The organism is Streptomyces prunicolor NBRC 13075 (genome assembly GCF_000367365.1).
Classification (GTDB): Bacteria; Actinomycetota; Actinomycetes; order Streptomycetales; family Streptomycetaceae; genus Streptomyces; species Streptomyces prunicolor.
This window is the reverse complement of record NZ_BARF01000042.1, coordinates 149,663-171,255: the sequence shown is the minus strand read 5'-3', so window position 1 is coordinate 171,255 and position 21,593 is coordinate 149,663. Positions and strand designations below refer to the sequence as shown.

Sequence of the window (21,593 nt, the reverse complement as noted above, 5' to 3'; positions counted from 1 at the left end):
GAGAGGGTTCCTGTGCGGCTGTCGAGTACAGCTAGCCATTGTGCCACACCCTGGCGGCCCGCCCGACCGGGGAGGATGCCCCCGCCCATACGGAAGCGACACCCGGCGCCGGGAGGTGACCGGCGCGGGTGTGCGCAACCCGACCTGCGGGATGCGGCTGCCACGAGCAGCCGCGTCCTCAGGCCGCGCCCACGACCTCCGGGATGCGGAAGGGCTTGCCGCAGCCCCCGCACACGATCGGCGCCTGGGCCAGCACCGACGGGACGACCCGTACGTTACGACCGCAGTCGCAGACCGCCTTGACGCGGACGCCGCCACCGGACGAGCCGTGCCGGGCGGCCGGGCCGCGGAACGTACGGGAGGTGTCGGCCGAGGTGGCGACGGTGTGGGCCTTGAGCGCGCGCTGGAGGCGCTCGATGGTGGGCCGGTAGCGCCGCTTTGCCTCGGGGTTGAGCTGGACCAGCGAGAAGCCGCTGCTGGGATGCGGTTCGTCGGGGTGGTCCAGGCCCAGCTCCTCGGCGATCGCAAGGAATCTGCGGTTGTGGTAGCGGCCGGCACGGGACGTGTCACGCACGCCGCGCGAAGCGGCGATGCCATGGACTGCCTCATGGAGCAGTCGCTCGAAGGAGAGCTCGTGTCCGCAGGCGGACGACGACTCTCCGATCAGGGACTCGGGCGCGGCCAGATCGGGCAGTTCGGGGTGGTACCGCTGAATATCGGCCCACGCCTCTGCCAGCTCTGCGGCGAGAACAGGTGGTGTCTGTGTCGTGCTCACGTAATGACAACGAGCCGGAGTGCCCCTGTGTTCCGATTCCGGGGCATCCCAAATAATTTGCACGTACCCGTCAGTTGCCGCTGATGCGTCCGGAGGAGGGCGGGTGCGCTGATCTGCGGAGAAGCTTCACAGCTCAGCACAAGGTGGTGCGTAGGCCCACGTACGACCCGGCGCGTAGACGCTGTCCGCGCGCCGGGTGAGCTGATGTCCGCCGTTGCGCAAGGGTCGTTTCGGTCGCTCTCCCGCCGGAGCCCACCGCTTCAGTAAGCGCGGGCGACGACCGCGACGTTACCGGGCGCCTTGTCGTCGTCCGGCACCGACCCGTCCTCGGCGACCAGACACCGTACGGTCACCGCGTGCTCGGCCAGCTCGGCCTCGCCTTCTTCGCCGAGCGTCGCCCACGGGATACGCGCCCAGCCGCCGGCGGTGGCGGCCTCGACGGCCTCCCCGATCGTCGACACCTCGGAGGTGCGGGACTCGCGCCGCTCGCGGGACTGCTTCAGCAGCAGCGCCTGGTCCTCCTCAAGGAGGACGGGAAGCAGCTCTACGAGGGAGTCGATCGCCACCGGCTCCTTGCCTCCCGGGATCCGGCGGGCCAGCATCGCGGTGCCGTTCTCCAGGTCACGGGGCCCGATCTCGATCCGTACGGGTACGCCCTTGAGCTCCCAGTCGACGGCCCGGCGCCCGAAGGGCACGTCCGTGCGGTCGTCGACACGCACACGGACACCCGCCGCCTTCAGCCGGTCCCCGAGCTCGCGGACCTTGGCCAGAACCGCCTCGTCGCCCTTGATCGCGAGGACGACGACCTGGATCTGCGCCAGCCGCGGCGGCACCCGGAGTCCGTCGTCGTCGCCGTGCATCATCACCAGGGCGCCGATCATGCGGGTGGTGGAGCCCCAGGAGGTCTGCCAGACCAGTTCCTGCTTGCCCTCCTTGGACAGGTACTGGGTGTTGAAGGCCTTGGCGAAGTTCTGGCCCAGCTCGTGACTGGTCGCCATCTGCAACGCCTTGCCGTCGCCCATCATCCCTTCGAGGGTGAGGGTGTTGATCGCGCCCGCGAACCGCTCCTTGACCGTCTTGCGGCCCGGTACGACGTCCATCGCGAGGACGTTGACCATGAAGTCCTCGTACACCTGGCGGTGGATGTGCGCGGCGAAGTCGCGCGCCTCCTCGTAGGTCGCGTGCGCCGTGTGACCCTCTTGCCAGAGGAACTCGCTCGTACGGAGGAAGAGCCGGGGGCGAAGTTCCCAACGGACCACGTTCGCCCACTGGTTGATCAGCAGGGGCAGGTCACGGTAGCTCTGCACCCACTTCGAGAAGTACTCGTTGATGATCATCTCGGAGGTGGGCCGGACGACCGCGGGCTCCTCCAACTCCTTGCCGCCGCCGTGCGTGACCACGGCCAGCTCGGGCGCGAAGCCCTCGACGTGGTCGGCCTCGCGGGCGAGATACGACTGCGGGATCAGCAGCGGAAAGTACGCGTTCTCGGTACCCGTCTCCTTGATGCGGGCGTCCATCTCGGCCTGCATCCGCTCCCAAATGCCGTACCCGTACGGTCGGATCACCATGGAGCCGCGCACCGGGCCGTTGTCGGCCAGCTCGGCCTTGCTGATCAGATCCTGGTACCAGCGGGGGAAGTCGTCCGCCCGGGGTGTGAGTACGGGTGCCTTGGCCATGGCGCGATGGTACGGGTCCACGTTGCCGTCATGTGAATTCTCGCCACTCGCACAGGGAAGCCACAAGCCGGGCCCCACAACCCCTGGACGCCGTAGCGCGTGCGGAGTTTGCTGGCATACGGGGGAAGTGCGGGCGCACATCACGGGGGCCTCGGAAACGGGCACGGCCACATCTCTCGGCGGATTGGGGCGCTTTCCATGACACCTACGCTCGTGCGGCACTACCTGCCTCACGCGGGGCCAGTGCCCCGCGTGGACCTGGATGCACGCGCGCGTGACTGGTCCGAGATCCAGGAGCGGATGCTGGTACCGCTCTACGAAGCGGTCTACGAGCGACTGGAAGTGGGACCCGGCACCCGGCTGCTCGGCCTCGGCTGCGGTTCCGGGCTCGCCCTGCTGATGGCGGCCTCCAGAGGAGCGACGGTCACCGGTGTCGAGCGCTTCTCCCCCGAGCGCCTGGCCCTCGCCCGTGAGCGGCTGTTGCCGACCGCCTGGTCCCCACGCGCGCGTGCGCACACCCGGCTCGTCCACGGCTCCCCCAGGGACGCGGCCGGCGCGGAGACGCCCGCGTACACCCTGGTGACCGCCTTCGAGCCCATCGGGTGTCTCGCGGGCGACTCGGAGGGACTCGGCGACGTGCTCGGCGCCGCGACCCCGCTCGCCGCGCGCGGGACGCCCGTGGTGCTGACGGGCTGGGGTCCGCCGGAGCGCTGTGCGACCGCGTCCGTGCTGCGGGTGGCCACCAGGCTGGCGGACCCGCTGCGCGGCACGGGCAGCCCGCGCCCGGTGCTGCGCGACGACCTGGAGGAGGTCGCCCACCGCGCGGGCCTCAGGCCGGACGGCTCGGGCCGGGTGGCGTGCCCCTTCGGGTACGCCGATGTCGAGAGTGCCCTACGGGGGCTGCTGTCGACGGGGCTCTTCGACGCGGCGATCGTCGCGACGGACCAGGCACAGGTGGACAAGGAGTTGGCGGAGGCATTGCATCCGTATCGACGGCCGGACGGGACGGTGTGGATGCCGAACGTCTTCCGGTATCTGATCGCGCGTACGACCTGAGGATGACTCAGCGCGCGTACGACCCGAGGATGACTACGGCTCTTCCTTGAAGAGGCGCGTGACGCCCGCGATGCGGTACGCGTCCGTCTCCTCCAGGGTCTCGTTCTCCAGGAGGGCCGCCGCGAGGGAGTCCAACTGGCCGCGGTGGTCGCCGAGTTTACGGATCGCCTCGTCGTAGCACTCGTCGACGATGCGGCGCATCTCGTCGTCGATCACGTCCAGGGTCTGCGGCGCGGCGGAGAGGCCGTAGGCCTGCTGGGCGTCGCTGGGGAGGGCGGAGAGGCGGCCGACGCGTTCGCTCATGCCCCAGCGGGCGACCATCCCGCGCGCGATGTTGGTGACCTGTTCGAGGTCGTTCTCGGCACCGGTGGTGATCACCCCGTAGACGACCTGTTCCGCGGCCATGCCGCCGAGGGCACCGATGATGCGGCCACGCAGGTACTCCTCGGTGTACGCGTATTTGTCCGCGTCCGGCGTCGAGAGCGTGACGCCGAGTGCCCTTCCGCGCGGGACGATGGTGATCTTGCGGACCGGGTCGGCGCCGGGCTGGAGCATGCCCAGGAGGGCGTGGCCGCTCTCGTGGTAGGCGGTGCGGCGGCGTTCCTCCTCGGGCATCACCAGCGGGCGTTCGGCGCCCAGTTGGACCTTCTCCAGGGCTTCGGAGAGGTCGGACTGGGTGACCTGGTCCTGCTTGCGCTTGACCGCGAGGAGGGCGGCCTCGTTGGCGAGGTTGGCGAGTTCGGCGCCGGTCATGCCCGGGGTCGTGCGGGCGACCTGGGCGAGGTTCACGTCTTTCGCGAGCGGGATCTCGCGGGTGTGGATCTCCAGGATCGCCTCGCGGCCACCCCGGTCGGGCGGCGAGACGACGACCACGCGGTCGAAGCGGCCGGGGCGGGTGAGGGCCGGGTCCAGGACGTCTGCGCGGTTGGTCGCGGCGATGACGATGACGCCCTCGGAGCCGGAGAAACCGTCCATCTCGGTGAGGATCTGGTTCAGGGTCTGCTCGCGCTCGTCGTGACCGCCCATGCCGCTGCCGCCGCCGCGGGCCCGGCCGATGGTGTCGATCTCGTCGATGAAGATGATCGAGGGGGCCACCTTGCGGGCCTCCGCGAACAGTTCACGCACGCGTGAGGCACCGACACCGACGATCATCTCGATGAACTCGGAGGCCGAGGCCGAGAAGAACGGCACCCCGGCCTCCCCCGCGACCGCCCGCGCGAGCAGCGTCTTTCCGGTGCCGGGCGGACCCGAGAGCAGCACGCCCCGGGGCATCTTGGCGCCCATCTTGCGGTACGCGTCCGGGTTCTTGAGGAAGTCGACGACGTCGTTCAGCTCGCCCTCGACCTCGTCGATGCCGGCCACGTCCTCGAAGGTCGTGCGCTGCTTGCCCGGCTCCAGCTCGACCGGCTTGGGCGGGGCCTTGCGGCCGAGCATGCCGCCCGCGCCGCCGAGCCCCGAGCTCATCCGCCGCGCGATGAAGAGCCACAGGACGACCAGGAGCAGCATCGGGGCCAGCGAGATCAGCAGATTGGCCAGAAAGCTTCGGTGCTGCACGACGGGTTCGGCCGTGACGGTGACGTTGTGCTTGGTCAGGTCCTCCCAGAGCTGGTCGTCCGCGAAGGTCGGCCGCTCGGTGTCGAACTTGGTGTACTTGCCGTCGCCGTCCGGGTTGTCCTGGCCCTTCTTGAGCTGGCCCTGGATCGCGTTGCCCTTGGCGTAGATCTTGGTGACGTTGCCCGCGTCGACCTGCTTGCTGAACTCCGTGTACGAGATGGTCGGTTCGTCGCCCTCGTTGAAGAACGACAGGATCAGGTTCGCGACCAGGTACACGACCAGTGCGGTGAGGATCAGGCTCCACCAGCCGCCGCGCATCTTCTTCCCGCCCGGCGACGGCTTCGGGGGCTCGTCCGGGGTGCCCTCGGTACGCCAGGGCTGGTCGGGAGACTTGCGCGGCGGCGCGGGGTTGGTCATATCGGGACGTTACGACACGGGCCAGGCGTCGGCACGCCCAGCATGAGCATGCGCCGAGGGCGCCCTCCTAAAGGAGGGCGCCCTCGGCGACGTAGAAGACGGGCTGTCAGCCTATGAAGGCTCTCAAGCTCAGCCCATAAAGCTTCTCAAGCTCAGCCCATGAAGCTTCTGAGGCTCAGCCCACGAACCGTCAGCCCATGAACTTCTTGAACTCGTCCGGCAGCTCGAAGTCCTGGCCGCCCTGCTCGGGCAGGCCGAACGCGTTGCCGCCCGGAGCGGCGCCGGCCTCGCGGCGCTTGGCCTCTTCCAGTTCCTGCTGCTTGCGCTTCATCGGGTTGCCGGAGCGCTGCTTGCCCTTGGCCTGCTTGGGCTGCTTCTTGGTGCGGCCGGGGCCGCCGCCCATGCCCGGCATCCCCGGCATGCCGGGCATCCCGCCGCCCTGCGCCATGCGGGACATCATCTTGCGGGCCTCGAAGAACCGCTCGACCAGGCCCTTCACGGCGCTGACCTCGACGCCGGAACCCTTGGCGATACGGGCGCGACGCGAGCCGTTGATGATGGTCGGCTCGGCGCGCTCGCCCGGGGTCATCGACTTGATGATCGCGGCCGTGCGGTCGACGTCCCGCTCGTCCAGGTTGTTGATCTGGTCCTTGATCTGGCCCATGCCGGGGAGCATGCCGAGCAGCTTGCTGATGCTGCCCATCTTCCTGACCTGTTCCATCTGGGACAGGAAGTCGTCGAGGGTGAAGTCCTGGCCCTTCTTGGACGCCAGCTTGGAGGCCATCTTCTCGGCCTCTTCTTGGCTGAACGTCTTCTCCGCCTGCTCGATCAGGGTGAGCAGGTCACCCATGTCGAGGATGCGGGAGGCCATCCGGTCCGGGTGGAAGGCGTCGAAGTCGTCGAGCTTCTCACCGTTCGACGCGAACATGATCGGCTTGCCGGTGACCGAGGCGATCGACAGGGCCGCACCACCGCGGGCGTCACCGTCGAGCTTCGACAGGACCACGCCGTCGAAGCCGACGCCGTCGCGGAAGGACTCGGCGGTGTTGACCGCGTCCTGACCGATCATCGCGTCGACGACGAAGAGGATCTCGTCGGGCGAGACCGCGTCGCGGATGTCCGCGGCCTGCTGCATCAGTTCCTGGTCGATGCCGAGGCGGCCCGCGGTGTCCACGATCACGATGTCGTGGACCTTGGACTTCGCGAACTCGATGGAGTCCTTGGCGACCTTGACCGGGTCACCGACGCCGTTGCCCGGCTCGGGCGCGTAGACCGCGACCCCGGCGCGCTCGGCGACGACGCTCAGCTGGTTCACGGCGTTCGGGCGCTGGAGGTCGGCGGCGACGAGCAGCGGCGAGTGCCCCTGGTCCTTGAGCCACTTGCCGAGCTTGCCCGCGAGGGTCGTCTTACCGGCACCCTGGAGACCCGCGAGCATGATCACGGTGGGCGGGTTCTTGGCGAAGCGGAGACGCCGGGTCTCGCCGCCGAGGATCGTGACGAGCTCGTCGTTGACGATCTTCAGAACCTGCTGGGCCGGGTTCAGCGCCTTGTTGACGTCGGAGTCGAGGGCGCGGTCCTTGACGTTCTTGATGAACGTACGGACGACGGGCAGCGCCACGTCCGCTTCCAGCAACGCGATCCGGATCTCACGCGCGGTGGCGTCGATGTCCGCCTCGGAGAGCCGTCCCTTGCCGCGCAGGTTCTTGAAAGTGGCTGAGAGGCGATCAGAGAGAGTATCGAACACGGCGCTCGCGGTCCTCGGGGTCGGTGGCTATTGGGGAATCGCCCTCCAGGGTATCCCGGTCGCACAAGAGCGGGTCACGGGTCAGGCCCGCAGGGTTTCCTCCAGTTTGCGCGCCACCGCCGTGGCCTCGTCCCCCGGCAGCGGCGCGCCCTCCGCGCCGGTGACGTAGAAGGCGTCCACCGCGTTCGAGCCCAGCGTGCTGACGTGCATGCTGCGTACCCGGACCTTCGCCTCGTCCAGCGCCCGCCCGATGCGGTGCAGCAGCCCCGGGGCGTCATGCGCGCGCACCTCGATGACCGTCGCGTGCCGGGAGGCCGCCGCGGCGACCGTCACGCGGGCCGGCGGGGCCACGACACCACGGCGGCGCGGATACGCGGCGTCGCGCTCGGCGAGGCGGCCCGCGATGTCGAACGAACCGTCCAGGGCGCGTACGAGATCGGCGCGCAGCCGGGCGGCCTGGGGCAGTGAGCCGTACTCGGCGGCGACCCGCCAGTTCAGCAGCAGGACAGAACCCTCCACGCCGTCTGGCAGGTCCAGCGCGCGCAGCTCCGCCGTACGGACCGTCAGGCGGTGCATCGCCAGGACGCCGGCGACCGCGGGGAGCACGCCCGGCTGGTCGGGGACGGCGATCAGGAGTTCCACGCCGAGGGGTTCGGGATCGCCGGCGGGCTCGTCCTCGGACGGAGGTTCGGTCTGGGCGCGGAGCGCGAGCACCGGGCCGCCGGTCGCCACGGCCTCGATCGCGAGGCGCTCCTGTTCGGCGGTGGCCGCGCCCGCCTCGGGCTCCTCGGGGGCGTCCCCGGAGAGGACGGCGGCGACCCGCTTCACCAGGTCGGTGACGAGGCCGGCCCGCCAGGACGACCAGGCGGCCGGTCCGGTGGCCAGCGCGTCCGCCTCGGTCAGCGCGTGCAGCAGCTCAAGCGTGCTCGTCGTACCGACCGCCTCGGCGACCGAACGGACCGTCGCCGGGTCCTCCAGGTCGCGCCGGGTGGCCGTCTCGATGAGCAGCAGGTGATGACGTACGAGGGTGGCGAGTACGGCGACTTCCGCGCGGTCGAAGCCGATGCGGGCGGCCACGTCCTTGGCGATGATCTCGCCGGCCACCGAGTGGTCGCCGGGCCAGCCCTTGCCGATGTCGTGCAGCAGCGCGGCGACCAGCAACAGGTCGGGGCGGCTGACGCGGCGGGCGAACTCCGAGGCGCGGACGGCGGTTTCGATGAGGTGCCGGTCGACGGTCCAGATGTGCACGGCGTTGCGCTGCGGGCGGCAGCGCACCCGCTCCCAGTCGGGGAGGAGCCGCGTGATCAGGCCCTCCGCCTCCAGCGCCTCCCACACGTCCACCGTGGGCTGTCCGGAACCGAGCAGCGTCACGAGCTGTTCGCGCGCCTCGGCGGGCCAGGGCGTGGGCAACGGGCGCACGGTGGCCGCGAGGCGCCGTACGGCGTGCAGGGAGAGCGGAAGTCCGGCCTGCGCGGCGGCAGCGGCGGCGCGCAGCGGAAGAACGGGGTCGCGCTCGGGGCGCGCGGCGCGGGCGAGCACCACCTCGCCGTCCTGCTCGACCACGCCTTCGGCGAGCGGGGAGCGCTCGGTGGCGGGTTTGGCGCCCCCGCCGAGCATCGCGCGCAGCCTCGGCCGCACGGCACGGGACCGCAGCACGCGTCCGACTTCACGCCAGGTGACATCACTGGCGTACGACACGACACGCGCCGCTTCGTAGACCTGCCGCAGCAGGGTGTCCGCGTCGAGGAGGCCCAGCTCGGCGGCGACCTGGTCCTGCTCCTGGAGTGCGAGCCGGTCGGTCGCGCGGCCGGTGGTGAGGTGCAGCGCGTCGCGCACGTCGAGGAGGCGGCGGCGGGCGTCGGCGAGGCCTTCGCGCGGGGCGTCGGCGAGCCAGGAGGCGGCTACGGCGCGCAGCGCGGTGGCGTCGCGCAGGCCGCCGCGGGCCTCCTTGAGGTCGGGTTCGAGGAGGTACTGCAACTCGCCCTGGCGCTCGGCGCGTTCGGCGCAGAGTTCCTGGAGTTCGGGGAGGCGCTTGGGCGCCTGGTTGCGCCAGTCGGCGAGGACGGCCGTACGCAATCCGGCGGTGAGGCCGAGGTCGCCGGCGATGTGGCGGGCGTCGAGGAGGCCGAGTTGGACCTTGAGGTCCTCGCCGGCGGTCTTGCGGGCCTCGGACGGGGTGCGGACGGAGTGGTCGAGGGCGAGGCCGAGGTCCCAGACCGGGTACCAGATGCGGTCGGCCAGGGCCGCGACCGCGCCGGAGTCGCTGCCGTCGTGCAGGAGGAGCAGATCGAGGTCGCTGCGCGGGGAGAGCTCGCCGCGGCCGTAGCCGCCGACGGCGACGAGGGAGACGCCCTTGAGGGCCTCGGAGCCGGCGGTGAAGAGGCCGGTCAGCCAGTCGTCGGTCAGTTCGGCGAGGGCAGCACGGCGCGGCGGCCCGGACCGCACCCCCTCAGTGAGGAGGCGCAGCCGGGCCGCCGCGTAGCCGCTGGGTCCGGAGTCCTCTGCATCCTTGCGCACGTCCGTACTCGTCACCCAGCGACTCCTGTTCGATTCTTTTTAGAGCGCGTCCGGTCCGCGCTCGCCGGTCCGGACCCGGACGGCCGTCTCGACCGGGAGGGACCAGACCTTGCCGTCACCGATCTTGCCGGTGCGGGCGGCCTTGACGATGACGTCGATCAGCTGCTCGGCGTCGTCGTCCTCGGCCAGCACCTCGATGCGGATCTTGGGGACCAGGTCGACCGTGTACTCGGCGCCCCGGTATACCTCGGTGTGTCCCCGCTGACGACCGTAGCCGCTCGCTTCGGTGACCGTCAGACCGTGGACCCCGAAGGCCTGCAGGGCTTCCTTGATCTCGTCGAGCCGGTGGGGCTTCACAACGGCGGTGATGAGCTTCATGCGTCCACCTTCTTCGTCGCCGTGGCGGAGTTGAGCGTGCCGCCGCTGAGGCCGCCGCCTGCACCGCTGAAGTCGTATGCGGTCTCGGCGTGCTCGGCCTGGTCGATGCCGGCGACCTCGACGTCCTCGTCCACGGTGAAGCCGATGGTCTTGTCGATCAGGAAGGCGATGATCGCGGAGACGACCAGCGAGTAGCCGAGCACCGCGCCGACACCGACGAACTGCTTGCCGAGCTGGTCCAGGCCACCGCCGTAGAAGAGGCCCTTGGCGGTCTGGCCGACGCCGCCGGTGGCGAAGAGGCCGATGAGCAGCGAGCCGACGATACCGCCGACGAGGTGGACACCGACCACGTCGAGCGAGTCGTCGAAGTTGAACTTGTACTTCAGGCCGACGGCCGCGGCGCACAGGACACCGGCGATGACGCCAACCGCGATGGCGCCGAGCGGGCTCACCGAGCCACAGGCCGGGGTGATGGCGACCAGACCGGAGACCGCGCCGGAGGCGGCACCGAGGGTGGTGAAGGCGCCGTGCTTGATGCGCTCGTAGATGAGCCAGCCGAGCATGGCGGCGGCGGTGGCGACCTGGGTGTTGGTGAACGCGACGGCGGAGACGCCGTCGGCACCGAGCCAGGAGCCCGCGTTGAAGCCGAACCAGCCGAACCACAGCAGACCGGCGCCGAGCATGACGAGCGGCAGGTTGTGCGGCCGGAACGGGTCCTTCTTGAAGCCCACACGCTTACGGATGACGAGGATGGCGCCGAGCGCCGCCGCACCGGCGTTGATGTGCACCGCGGTACCACCGGCGAAGTCGATCACGCCGTACTTGAACAGCCAGCCCGTGGTCGGCTCCCAGACCCAGTGGGCTACGGGGAAGTACACGAGGGTGGCCCACAGCGCGATGTAGACCGACCACGCCACGATCTTCACGCGGTCCGCCAGGGCACCGCTGATCAGCGCCGGGGTGATGATGGCGAACATCAGCTGGAAGACGGCGAACGCGTAGATCGGGATGTTGTACGTCGCGAACGGCTCGGTCAGACCGATGTGGCGCATGCCCACCCAGTCGAACCCGCCCAGGAAACCGTTGCCGGTGTCGAAGGCGATGCTGAAGCCGTAGAGCGTCCAGAGAATGGTGATTATGGCGATGCTGATGAAGCTCATCATCAGCATGTTCAACACGCTCTTGACCCTGACCATACCGCCGTAGAAGAAGGCGAGGCCGGGGGTCATCAGCAGAACCAGCGCGGCACTGAGCAGCATGAAGGCGGTGTTGCCGGTGTCGATCTTGGGAGCGGCTGCTGCTAGCGTCAGGATGCCTTCTGGCATCGGCGTCTCCTCGTCATCCGAACGGCCCGTGCGGGCAAGGTCAAGGTTTGGGCCGGTTTTCCGCCATGAGGTTGTCCCAGCCTGGTTTCTATGAATGCCGCACGACGTTTCAGGCATGTGACGAAGGGGTCCGCCACGTTACGGAGGGATGAATCGACGCCCCGCTCGCGGCGGCCGTGACCACTCCGTGATCGCCCGGGAAGCCCCCCGGAGCTGTATACGGCCCGGTTGACCTGGACAGTTCGAGCCCCGCGCACACGAACGCGGGGGCGGACGCACTCCGGCGCCCGCCCCCGTGTCTCCCGGATCTACCTCAGACCTTGACGCAGGCCTTGATGGTGTTGGTCCCGGAGTCGGACTTGTTGTTGATGTATGCGGTCACCGTGGTCCGCGCCGACAGGCAGAGCGCGGTGTTGTACTTGATGTGCACCTCACCGTTGAAGCCGACCGGACGGCCGCTGTTGCTCTGCGTGTAGTTGTTCGCCTTGACCGCGTACGTCGTGGCCCGGGTGCCCGCCTTGCGCTTGCCGCACTCCACGGTGGGGGTGACGGCGACGGTCCACTGGTAGCCGGCGGCGATCGCGACGTTCAGCTTGCACTTCGTGCTCTCGTACCAGCGCTGGGTCATCGCCATCTTGGTGACGGTGGCCTTCTTGCCCCCGGTGCACTTGGTCAGCACGGTGGTGCGCATCGTCGGGTTGATGAGCTTGACGCCGAGGAACGCGTCCGAGATCGCGCCCTTCTGCTTGTAGTAGTAGTGCTTGAAGGTGACCTTGCCGGAGAGCGTCGTCTTGACACAGCGCCCGAGCGGCTTGGAGTAGAAGTTCGCGCTCTTGCTGTACGGCTTTGTGTACGTCTTGGTGGCGATCGCCGACGCGTCGGTGGCGCCGGCGGCGAGCAGCCCGGTGGACATGACACCCGTTGCAAGGGCAACGGCGAATAGCCTCTTGGCCATTTTTGGAATCCCCGTTATGTCAGGAACGGCAGCCCCCTGCCGCCGTTCGAAACGCCGCCGCCCATGATTAGCGGCGGCGAATCAGTAGGATGCCGAAGCCGCCTTGGTCGGCGCAAGCGATCATGTGAAAAGGTTTCGCCAAGATCGGGCTCCCCAACTGAGTACAAGCCCCTGAGTACGGCCCCGAAGAAAGAGCGACGCAGACCGGCCGCGGTCGGCCCTCCGAATGACCTGGCATGGGGGAGCCGAGTCGGGCGGTTCGGGAGGGCCGGCCGCGGCCGGGGCTCTGGGGTGTTCAGACCGCTTCGGCGGTCTCCGGCAGCTCGATCGCGAGCCGCTCGGTGAGGTCGACGACTGCGGCCAGCTCACCGAAGTCGCGGACCGCGGTGTCGACGGTCTTGCGGATACGTGTGTTGACGCGCTCGGAGCGCACCTTCTTGGCGACGGTCATCGCCGCCGTCGCCAGCACCGCGCTCTGCTCGGGCTCGCGCCGCAGCAGGTGCACGGTGGCCATGCCGATGAGATTGAGCGCGTACGACCGCTTGTGGTCGTCGTCCTTGGCGAAGAGGTCCACCGCCCGCTGCATGACGGGCTCGGCGAGCGAGGCGTAGGCGGGACTGCGGCCGGCGACGTAGGCGAGGTCGCGATAGGAGTGCGAGTTCTCGCCGTACAGCTCGGCCTCGGAGAAGAAACGGATCCAGTCGGGGTCCGGATCGTCCCAGTCGTCCACGTCCCCGAAGGTGTCCTCGGCCATCCGGACCGCCCGCTTGCACTTGCCGGGCTGCCCCATGTTGGCGTAGGCGCGGGCCTCCATCGCATACAGCATCGACTGGGTGCGCGGACTCGCGCAGTCCCGGCTGCCGTACTGCGCGAGATGGATCAGCTCCAACGCGTCGTCGGGCCGCCCGAGATGGATCATCTGCCGACTCATGCTGGACAGCACATACGACCCGAGCGGCTTGTCGCCCGCCTCCTTGGCGGCGTGCAGGGCGAGGACGAAGTACTTCTGCGCGGTGGGCTGGAGCCCCACGTCGTACGACATCCAGCCCGCCAGCTCGGCGAGTTCGGCGGCGACCTTGAACAACTTGCGGTTGGTGGCCTCGGGTTGGGGCTCCTGAAGGAGGTCGGTCACCTCGTGCAGCTGCCCTACGACCGCCTTGCGGCGCAGGCCGCCGCCGCACTGGGCGTCCCACTTGCGGAACATCGCGGTGGTGGACTCCAGCAGCTCCAACTCGGGCCGGGAGAGCCGCCCTTGGTGCCGGGAGGCGCTCGCGGGCTCGGGCTCCGGCTGGTGGGCCGAGGGGCCGGGGACGAGCCAGCGCTGCATGGGCTCGATGAGGGACGGTCCCGCCGACAGGGCCAGCGAGGCCCCGAGGAAGCCGCGGCGGGCCAGCATGAGGTCGCTGCGGGAGAACTCGCTGAGCAGGGCCACCGTCTGCGGGGCCGTCCAGGGCAGGTCGACGCCGGACACGGAGGGCGCCTGGCGGGCCGCGCGCAGGCCCAGGTCCTCGACCGAGACGACACAGCCGAAGCGCTCGGAGAACAGCTCCGAGAGGATCCTCGGGATCGGCTCGCGCGGGTTCTCGCCGTCCAGCCAGCGGCGCACCCGTGAGGTGTCCGTCGAGATGTGGTTGGCCCCCAACTGCCGCGCCCTGCGGTTCACTTGCCGCGCCAGCTCACCCTTGGACCAGCCGCTGCGCACGAACCACGAGCCGAGCAGCTCATTGGGGCGCTTGTCCGTACTGGCCGCGGTTGTCCCGCTTCCGTCGTTGCCGCCCACTGGAACGCCCCCATCCCTGGAACCACTTGTCGCCGCTGTGCGCCAAGCCCTATCAGAATGCCGGTAAATACGGCTTCCCGTCCCGCACTTGTCACCCTTCGAACGAGATGACGAGTTGCCTCCGGCATACCCACGAGCGCATGTGCCCCGAGGACTTGTGCACTCAAAGTAATCCTACGATCACCCGTCCAGCCACGGCGATCCCGGAAACGCCACCATTCGCCACCCCTTCGAATGAACCTACGGTTGCCCGCGCACGATTCACTTGACATAGGACGGCCGGGAGTGGGCGTAGCGGTGCACGCAGGGGCGCGCACCGTCGAGCACACCACCCGGGGTACCCCTGAGCGCCGCCTGGACCACGCGGCACGGGGCAGGCGTGAACGCAGAGTGACGTTACGCATCCGTCTCGTAACCACCGGTGCGTTGGACCCGTTGGAGGGGGCATGGGCTTCACGATCGGCAGCAGCCGGGGTATCCGCGACATCCGGTCCGGCACACGCCGCCGCGGCCGCACTTCGGAGTGCACAGCGGTGGCCGAGTTCACCGGCCTGTGGGGCTGGGACGTGGTCGCCGGCGCACGGGCAGCGGGCAGCGCGTGTTCCTGTGGCGACACCAAGTGCCCCACGCCGGGCGCGCATCCACTGACCTTCGCTCCGGAAGTACGGGCCGGCGCGACCCTCGACGAAGTGACCGACGCCTGGGCCGAGTTGCCGGGCGCGGCGGTGATGCTGCCGGTGGGCCGCGCGTTCGACGCGATCGAGGTGGCCGAGCCCGCCGGGCGCCGCGCGCTGGCCCGCCTGGAGCGGATGGGCCTCCCGCTCGGCCCGGTCACGGCGACCCCCGACCACCGCGCCCAGTTCCTCGTCGCCCCCGGCGCCGCCGCCGAACTCCCCTCCCTGCTCTACCGCATGGGCTGGGACGACCCCACCTCCCTGGACCTCCGCGGCCTGGGCCCCGGCACCCACATCACCGCCCCACCCTCCGACCGAGGAGGCCTGGGCCCGGTCCGCTGGCTCCGCTCCCCCGCGCTCGACTCGGCGACCAAACCACCGGCCGCGCGGCTGCTGTTGGGCACGCTGGCGTACGTGGCACACAGGTCGCGGGCATAGCCGTAGACGACGAAGTGCCCGCCCCCAACGACGAGTTGAGGAAGGGCACTTCTGTGAACGGGGCTGGTTACAGCGCGCCCTTCAGGGGCGCGGGGCTGTGACATTTGCGGCTCCGCCGCGTGGGCGCGACAAGCCCCCACCGGCCCGCAGCGAACAATCAGCCCATCAGTCCCCGATAAGGGCATCGACAAACGCCTCCGGCTCAAAGGGCGCCAAGTCATCCGCCCCCTCACCAAGCCCGATCAACTTCACCGGCACACCCAGTTCACGCTGAACGGCGATCACGATCCCGCCCTTGGCCGTGCCGTCCAGCTTCGTCAGCACGATCCCGGTGATGTCGACGACCTCGGCAAAGACCCGCGCCTGCACCAGCCCGTTCTGCCCGGTCGTCGCATCAAGGACGAGCAGGATCTCGTCGAGCGGCGCATGCTTCTCGACAACCCGCTTGACCTTCCCGAGCTCATCCATGAGCCCGGTCTTCGTGTGCAACCGCCCCGCCGTATCGATGAGGACGACATCGACCCCCATCTCCTTGCCCTCCTTCACCGCGTCGAACGCGACGGAGGCAGGATCCCCGGCCTCGGGCCCGCGCACGGTGTGCGCACCGACCCGCTCCCCCCAGGTCTGCAACTGGTCGGCGGCGGCAGCCCGGAACGTGTCGGCGGCCCCGAGCACGACCGTCCGCCCGTCGGCCACGAGGACGCGCGCGAGCTTGCCGGTCGTGGTGGTCTTGCCGGTGCCGTTGACCCCGACGACCATCACGATGCCGGGCTTACGGTCCTCGGGCTCGGTCCTGACCGTGCGGTCGACGTCGGTGCCGACCAGCTTGAGCAGTTCCTCGCGCAGTAGCGTGCGCAGCTCCTGCGGGGTGCGGGTGCCGAGCACCTTCACGCGGGCGCGCAGGCCGTCGACCAGTTCCTGGGTGGGGGCCACGCCGACGTCGGCGGTGAGGAGGATCTCCTCGATCTCCTCCCAGGTGTCCTCGTCGAGGTGCTCGCGGGACAGCAGCGTGAGCAGCCCCTTGCCGAGCGCGTTCTGCGAGCGGGAGAGCCGGGAGCGGAGCCGGACGAGGCGTCCAGCGGTCGGCTCAGGGACATCCAGTACGGGGACATCCAGTACGGGGGGTTCCTCGACGGCGACCGGGGCCGAGCCGTCGGGGAGATCCACCTCCTCTATCGTCCGGCGCGCTTCGTCGCGCGGCGTCTCGGCCTCGTCGCCGACGTGCGGCTCGGCCGGCGGGGCGGTGATGTCGGGCACGGAGGTGGGCGGCGGGGGCAGCGGCTTCTTGCGCCGGCTGCCGACGACGAGCCCGCCCAGCGCACCGAGCACGACCACGGCGATGACTACAGCAAGGATGACGGTTTCCATAACCCACTCAGTATCAGCCATGGGTCTGGTCAGGACCCAGCGCATGTTTTCCACCGGGTCAAATGCGCGCATTCATGCACACAACGGGATCAATGTACGATCTCTCCCCATGGCAAGCCACGGCCTCGAAACCCGAGGTATCGAACCGGTGCCACTCGCCGAGCGCACCGCGAGCACCCGCACCCTCTTCCCCACCTGGGTCGCCGCCAACATCACCGTCCTGCTGCTGACCATGGGCGCGACCCTGGCCGTCGCCTTCGGCCTGAACTTCTGGCAGACCCTGGTCGTCGGCGTCGCGGCCCCGATCGTGGCGTTCGGCCTGGTCGGGCTGATCGGCATCGCGGGCAAGCGGGGCGGCGCTCCCGGCATGGCGCTGTCCCGGGCCGTCTTCGGGCAGCGCGGCAATCTGCTCCCCGGTGCGCTGATCTGGGTCGCGCGCTGGGGCTGGGAGACGATCAACGCGGTGACCGGCGCCTACGCGCTGCTGACCGTGCTGGACGTGCTCTTCGGCATCCGGCGCGGTACTGCGCTGATCGTCGTGACGCTGCTGCTGTTCGTGACCGCCACGTTCGCGATCTCCGGCCTGGGCATCGACGCGGTGCAGCACTGCACCAGATGGGCCACCTGGCTCTTCGGCGTCTTCTCGGTAATGGTGCTGGGGCGGCTGCTCGTCGACACGGACTGGGACAGGGTCTTCGGGCGAGGTCCGGGCCCCGTGTCCGCCGTGGTCACCGGCATCGGGCTGGTCGCCGCGGGCGGGATGAGCTGGGCGCCGGCCGCACCGGACTTCACGCGCTATCTGCCCGGTACGGCGTCCTCGGCGGCGATCGTGCGCAACACGGTCACCGGCGCCGGGATCGTCGTACTCCCGATGGTCCTGATGGGCGCGGTGATGGCCTCGGAGACCCCGGGTCTCGCGGTCACCGCCGACCCGGTGTCCTTCCTCGGCGAGATCCTCCCGCTGTGGCTCGCGGTGCCGTACCTGCTCATCGCGCTGGTCGGCATGCTGCTGATCAACGCGATGTCGATGTACTCCGCGGGCTTCACCGCGCAGACCCTCGGTTTCCGGGTGTCGCGCCCCTGGGCGGTCTCGGTGAACGCGGTGATCTCACTGATCCTGGGCGCGGTCCTGATGCTGGCCACGACCGGTGTCATCGGCTCCTTCGTCGCCTTCCTCTCGCTGCTCGCGGTGGCGTTCTCAGCCTGGATCGGCGTCTTCGGCGTGGACATGCTCCGCCGCACGGAGTACGACCCCGTCGCCCTGCTCGACACAACCCGCACCAGCGCCTACTGGTACCGGGCGGGCTTCGCTCCGGCGGCGGTCATCGCGTGGGCGCTCGGCCTGGGCGCGGGCCTGCTGTTCACGAGCTCGGACTGGTTCACCGGCCCACTGGCCACCGGCAACCCGATCGGCGAGTACGGCATGGGCTGGGTGGCGACGATCACGGTCTCGGGCCTGCTGTACGCGGTCCTGCCGAAGCCGGCGGTCCGCGAGACGGCGCGCGCCGGGGAGCCCGCGAGGGTGGCGGTCTAGGGCCGGTCCGGCGGAGCGGGTCGCAGGAAATCGGCGGGCCCTGATCAGTGCCGGTGAGCGGGGCCTGGTGCGCGCAGCCGCAAGGCGATCCGCCGGACAGGCCCTACCCGTTCCGACCGCTCTTGTGCAGGGCGGCACCCGCCCGGAAGCGCAGCCGCAGGCAGCGGTCGGTCGCTTCGTGCGGCGCGTCCTCGGCGCAGCAGCAGTGTTCGGCCAGCCACCGGAGGTCCTCCGGGTCGAGCCAGAGGGCGATACGCCCGTGCCCGGCTTCCGCCTGCGGGTTCGTGGGTGCGGGATCGCTCATCCCCCGAGCCTACGAGCAACTCCGGCCGCCCCCATGGCCATCTGACGTACCGTCAGCTACCGTCCCCCACCACACACGACCCCACCGCACACGAAGGGGGACCTCCCATGCCCGTCTCGGTCGTACGCTTCAACCTCGTCGAACCCGGCGCCACCCCCGCCTCGCTGAGCGCCCGCTACCGGGCCGCCCTGGAGATGGCCGCGTACGCCGACGAGCACGGGATCACCACCGTGCAGACGGAGGAGCACCACGGCGTCGCCAACAACTGGCTGCCCTCGCCCTTCGCCTTCGCGGGCGCTGTGTTCGGCGCGACCCGGCACATCGCGGTGACCGTCTCGGCGGTGATCGGCCCGCTGCACGACCCGCTCCGGCTGGCCGAAGACATCGCCGTACTCGACCTGTTGAGCGGCGGCCGGCTGGTGACCGTCGCCGGGATCGGCTACCGCCCGGAGGAATACGCCCAGTTCGACGTGGAGTGGAAGCAACGGGGCAGGCTCCAGGACGAGTTGCTGAAGACGGTGCTGAAGGCGTGGTCCGGCGAAGAGTTCGAGTACCGCGGCCGTACCGTACGGGTCACCCCGCGCCCCTTCTCCGACCCGCACCCCCTGCTCCTGGTCGGCGGTTCCTCGAAGGCCGCCGCCCGCCGGGCCGCCCGGCTCGGTCTGCCCTTCTTCCCCAGCGCGCACCTGCCCGACCTGGAGGCGTACTACAAGGACCGGCTCGTCGAGTACGGCACCGAGGGCTGGACCATGATGCCGGGTGCCGAGACCCCGCTGCTGCACATCGCCGAGGATCCGGACCGGGCCTGGGCCGAGTACGGGGCGCACTTCCTGCACGAGGCGCGGACCTACGCCTCCTGGCAGTCCGGGGACATCCGCTCGGCGGTGAAGTCGGGGGCGACGACCGTGGCCGAGCTGCGCGCGGAGGGCGTCTACCGCATCCTCACGCCGGACGAGTGCGTGGCGCTGGGGCTCGACAACCTCGTACTGCATCCGCTGTCGGGCGGGATGCCGGTGGACGAGGGATGGCGCAGCCTGCGGCTGTTCGCGGAGCGGGTGCTGCCGCGGCTCGGGGAGTGACCCCGATCCGGAGAGTGACCTTTACCCGCAACCGGTGGACCGGCCGGTCGACCGGTGGTCCACTGCGGTCATGACCTTGGCTGTGGATGTGTTCCTGCGTGACGCGGACGGCCAGTGGAACGTGCTCGACGTTCCGGAGGGGTGCAACGACTCGGCCGGCTTCGAGAACTGGCGCGAGACCGTCTGGGGTTCGGCGCCCGTGCGCGCGCTGGGCTGCGTGTACCTTCCCGTGCTGGCCTCCAGCGACCTGTACGTCGAGGCCTCGGACGTACCGGAGTTCCTGCGCGAGCTCGCGCTGCTGCGGGCGCATCTGGAAGCCGTCGCCGCGGCGGTCGGCGAGCGTACCGATCTCGTGGAGAGCCGCCTGGACAACATCGAGGCCGCCGCTCTCCGGGCCCGGGAGATCGGCGGCGGCGTCCTCATCTGGTGACTGAGGGGTGGTTTCGGGGAGACGGGCGGCGGGGGATTGAGCCCGTCTCCCCGAGTTCATGGGGCCCCACCAGCTCACGGGGCCCGGTTCTTGGGGCCGGTCAGCCCATGTCCTCCAGCCTCTTGCCCTTCGTCTCCTTGACGAACTTCAGGACGAACGGGATGGAGAGCGCGGCGAAGATCGTGTAGATCACGTAGGTCGCGGAGAGGTTCCAGTCGGCCAGCGACGGGAAGCTCGCGGTGATGGCCCAGTTGGCGATCCACTGCGCGGAGGCGGCGACGCCGAGGGCGGCGGCGCGGATCCGGTTCGGGAACATCTCGCCGAGGAAGACCCAGACCACGACACCCCAGGACAGGGCGAAGAAGAGGACGAAGACGTGGGCCGCGATCAGCGCGGTCCAGCCCTGCGCGGAGGGCAGCTTGCCGTCGACCAGGTGGTACGAGAAGGCCCAGGCCTCCAGCGCGAGACCGACGACCATGCCGACCGAACCGATGAGAGCCAGCGGCTTACGGCCGATGCGGTCCACGAAGATCATGGCGATCACGGTGCCGATGATGTTCACGATCGACGTCGTGAAGGAGTAGAAGAACGACTCCGTGGGGTCGACGCCGACGGACTGCCACAGCGTCGAGGAGTAGTAGAACGCGACGTTGATGCCGACGAGCTGCTGGAAGGCCGAGAGGCCGATGCCGACCCAGACGATCGGCTTGAAGAAGAAGCCGCCACCGCCGAGCAGGTCCTTGAAGGTCGACTTGTGCTCGCTCTTCATCGCGTGCTCGATCTCGGCGACCCGGGCGTCCAGATCGATGTCGTCGCCCTCGACCTCACGCAGCACGTCGTGGGCGCGGCTCAGCTTGCCCGCGGAGATCAGGAAGCGCGGGGACTCGGGGATCGCGAAGGAGAGCAGGCCGTAGAGGACCGCCGGGACCACCATCACGCCGAGCATGACCTGCCAGGCCTCCAGGCCCATGAGCTTGCCGCGCTGGTCGCCGTCGGCGGCGTTCAGCAGGCCCCAGTTGACCAGCTGGGAGATCGCGATGCCGATGACGATCGCGGCCTGCTGGAAGGAGCCGAGCCGGCCGCGGTAGGCGGGCGGGGAGACCTCGGCGATGTAGGCCGGGCCGATGACGGAGGCCATACCGATGGCGAAACCGCCGATGACCCGCCAGAAGGCGAGGTCCCAGAGCGCGAAGGGCAGCGCCGAACCGACGGCACTGACCGTGAACAGCACGGCGGAGATCTGCATACAGCGGATACGGCCGATCCGGTCGGCTATCCGGCCGGCGGTCGCCGCGCCGATGGCACAGCCGATCAGGGCGATGGCGATGACCTGCGCCAGGACTGTGGAGCCGACGTCGTAGCGGTCGCGGATCGCCTCGACGGCACCGTTGATCACGGAACTGTCGTAGCCGAAGAGGAAGCCGCCCATCGCGGCCGCCGCCGCGATGAAGATGACGTGCGCGAGATGTTCGGGATGAGCCGGCCCGGCTCCTGACTGAGGTGCCTGCGCAGTGCTGGTCACGTGTAACTCCTGAGGCCACCGGCGTCGCTGCCGGGGTGGGGGGCGACCCTTCCAGTGGCGCACAGCT

Annotated in this window: 17 protein-coding genes; 5 read left to right on the top strand and 12 right to left on the bottom strand. The window is 69.8% G+C overall.

Annotated elements, in window-relative coordinates; translation table 11 throughout:
* Nucleotides 1-178: 178 nt before the first annotated feature.
* Nucleotides 179-775, bottom strand: a complete 597-nt coding sequence (locus SPR02S_RS19645; RefSeq protein WP_019058697.1) for a hypothetical protein — start codon at nt 773-775, stop codon at nt 179-181.
* Between the two features lie 260 nt (nt 776-1,035).
* On the bottom strand, nt 1,036-2,451 hold the full coding sequence (proS, locus tag SPR02S_RS19640) for a proline--tRNA ligase (protein ID WP_026150701.1): 1,416 nt from the start codon (nt 2,449-2,451) through the stop codon (nt 1,036-1,038).
* 198 nt (nt 2,452-2,649) lie between these two features.
* On the opposite strand from proS, the gene SPR02S_RS19635 reads away from it, so the two are divergent.
* Nucleotides 2,650-3,507, top strand: a complete 858-nt coding sequence (locus SPR02S_RS19635) for a class I SAM-dependent methyltransferase (RefSeq protein WP_174447552.1) — start codon at nt 2,650-2,652, stop codon at nt 3,505-3,507.
* A gap of 33 nt (nt 3,508-3,540) precedes the next feature.
* Here the strand turns inward: SPR02S_RS19635 and ftsH are convergent, their stop codons facing one another.
* The 7 genes from ftsH to nsdA form a co-directional block, all read right to left on the bottom strand.
* Nucleotides 3,541-5,478, bottom strand: a complete 1,938-nt coding sequence (gene ftsH / locus SPR02S_RS19630) for an ATP-dependent zinc metalloprotease FtsH (protein WP_019058694.1) — start codon at nt 5,476-5,478, stop codon at nt 3,541-3,543.
* 190 nt (nt 5,479-5,668) lie between these two features.
* Nucleotides 5,669-7,222: a signal recognition particle protein gene (gene ffh, locus SPR02S_RS19625; RefSeq protein WP_019058693.1), complete on the bottom strand. Its 1,554-nt coding sequence runs from the start codon at nt 7,220-7,222 to the stop codon at nt 5,669-5,671.
* Between the two features lie 81 nt (nt 7,223-7,303).
* Nucleotides 7,304-9,754, bottom strand: coding sequence for a [protein-PII] uridylyltransferase (locus SPR02S_RS19620; protein ID WP_019058692.1), 2,451 nt, complete (start codon nt 9,752-9,754; stop codon nt 7,304-7,306).
* Nucleotides 9,755-9,778: 24 nt separating this feature from the next.
* Entirely contained in the window at nt 9,779-10,117 is a 339-nt protein-coding gene (locus tag SPR02S_RS19615) for a P-II family nitrogen regulator (RefSeq protein ID WP_003997576.1), read from the bottom strand.
* Complete coding sequence (locus SPR02S_RS19610; RefSeq protein ID WP_019058691.1) at nt 10,114-11,442, bottom strand: ammonium transporter; 1,329 nt, start codon at nt 11,440-11,442, stop codon at nt 10,114-10,116. Before SPR02S_RS19610 ends, SPR02S_RS19615 begins: the two co-directional genes overlap by 4 nt.
* A 313-nt stretch (nt 11,443-11,755) precedes the next feature.
* Entirely contained in the window at nt 11,756-12,355 is a 600-nt protein-coding gene (locus tag SPR02S_RS19605) for a hypothetical protein (protein ID WP_019058690.1), read from the bottom strand.
* A 337-nt stretch (nt 12,356-12,692) separates the two neighbouring features.
* Nucleotides 12,693-14,177: a transcriptional repressor NsdA gene (gene nsdA / locus SPR02S_RS19600; RefSeq protein ID WP_019058689.1), complete on the bottom strand. Its 1,485-nt coding sequence runs from the start codon at nt 14,175-14,177 to the stop codon at nt 12,693-12,695.
* 446 nt (nt 14,178-14,623) lie between these two features.
* Between nsdA and SPR02S_RS19595 the strand changes: the two genes are divergently transcribed.
* On the top strand, nt 14,624-15,289 hold the full coding sequence (locus tag SPR02S_RS19595) for a bifunctional DNA primase/polymerase (protein ID WP_019058688.1): 666 nt from the start codon (nt 14,624-14,626) through the stop codon (nt 15,287-15,289).
* 165 nt (nt 15,290-15,454) lie between these two features.
* On the opposite strand, the gene ftsY is transcribed toward SPR02S_RS19595, so the two are convergent.
* On the bottom strand, nt 15,455-16,657 hold the full coding sequence (gene ftsY / locus SPR02S_RS19590) for a signal recognition particle-docking protein FtsY (RefSeq protein WP_019058687.1): 1,203 nt from the start codon (nt 16,655-16,657) through the stop codon (nt 15,455-15,457).
* 109 nt (nt 16,658-16,766) lie between these two features.
* Between ftsY and SPR02S_RS19585 the strand changes: the two genes are divergently transcribed.
* Entirely contained in the window at nt 16,767-18,191 is a 1,425-nt protein-coding gene (locus tag SPR02S_RS19585; RefSeq protein WP_019058686.1) for a cytosine permease, read from the top strand.
* A gap of 103 nt (nt 18,192-18,294) precedes the next feature.
* On the opposite strand, the gene SPR02S_RS19580 is transcribed toward SPR02S_RS19585, so the two are convergent.
* Nucleotides 18,295-18,495, bottom strand: coding sequence for a hypothetical protein (locus SPR02S_RS19580; RefSeq protein WP_019058685.1), 201 nt, complete (start codon nt 18,493-18,495; stop codon nt 18,295-18,297).
* 107 nt (nt 18,496-18,602) lie between these two features.
* Here SPR02S_RS19580 and SPR02S_RS19575 point away from each other — a divergent pair, with 107 nt between their 5' ends.
* Both SPR02S_RS19575 and SPR02S_RS19570 read left to right on the top strand, forming a co-directional pair.
* On the top strand, nt 18,603-19,574 hold the full coding sequence (locus tag SPR02S_RS19575) for an LLM class flavin-dependent oxidoreductase (protein WP_019058684.1): 972 nt from the start codon (nt 18,603-18,605) through the stop codon (nt 19,572-19,574).
* Nucleotides 19,575-19,644: 70 nt separating this feature from the next.
* Nucleotides 19,645-20,004: a hypothetical protein gene (locus SPR02S_RS19570; protein ID WP_026150700.1), complete on the top strand. Its 360-nt coding sequence runs from the start codon at nt 19,645-19,647 to the stop codon at nt 20,002-20,004.
* Between the two features lie 100 nt (nt 20,005-20,104).
* Here SPR02S_RS19570 and SPR02S_RS19565 read toward each other — a convergent pair whose 3' ends face one another.
* Nucleotides 20,105-21,526, bottom strand: a complete 1,422-nt coding sequence (locus SPR02S_RS19565) for a sugar porter family MFS transporter (protein ID WP_019058682.1) — start codon at nt 21,524-21,526, stop codon at nt 20,105-20,107.
* Nucleotides 21,527-21,593: the final 67 nt, after the last annotated feature.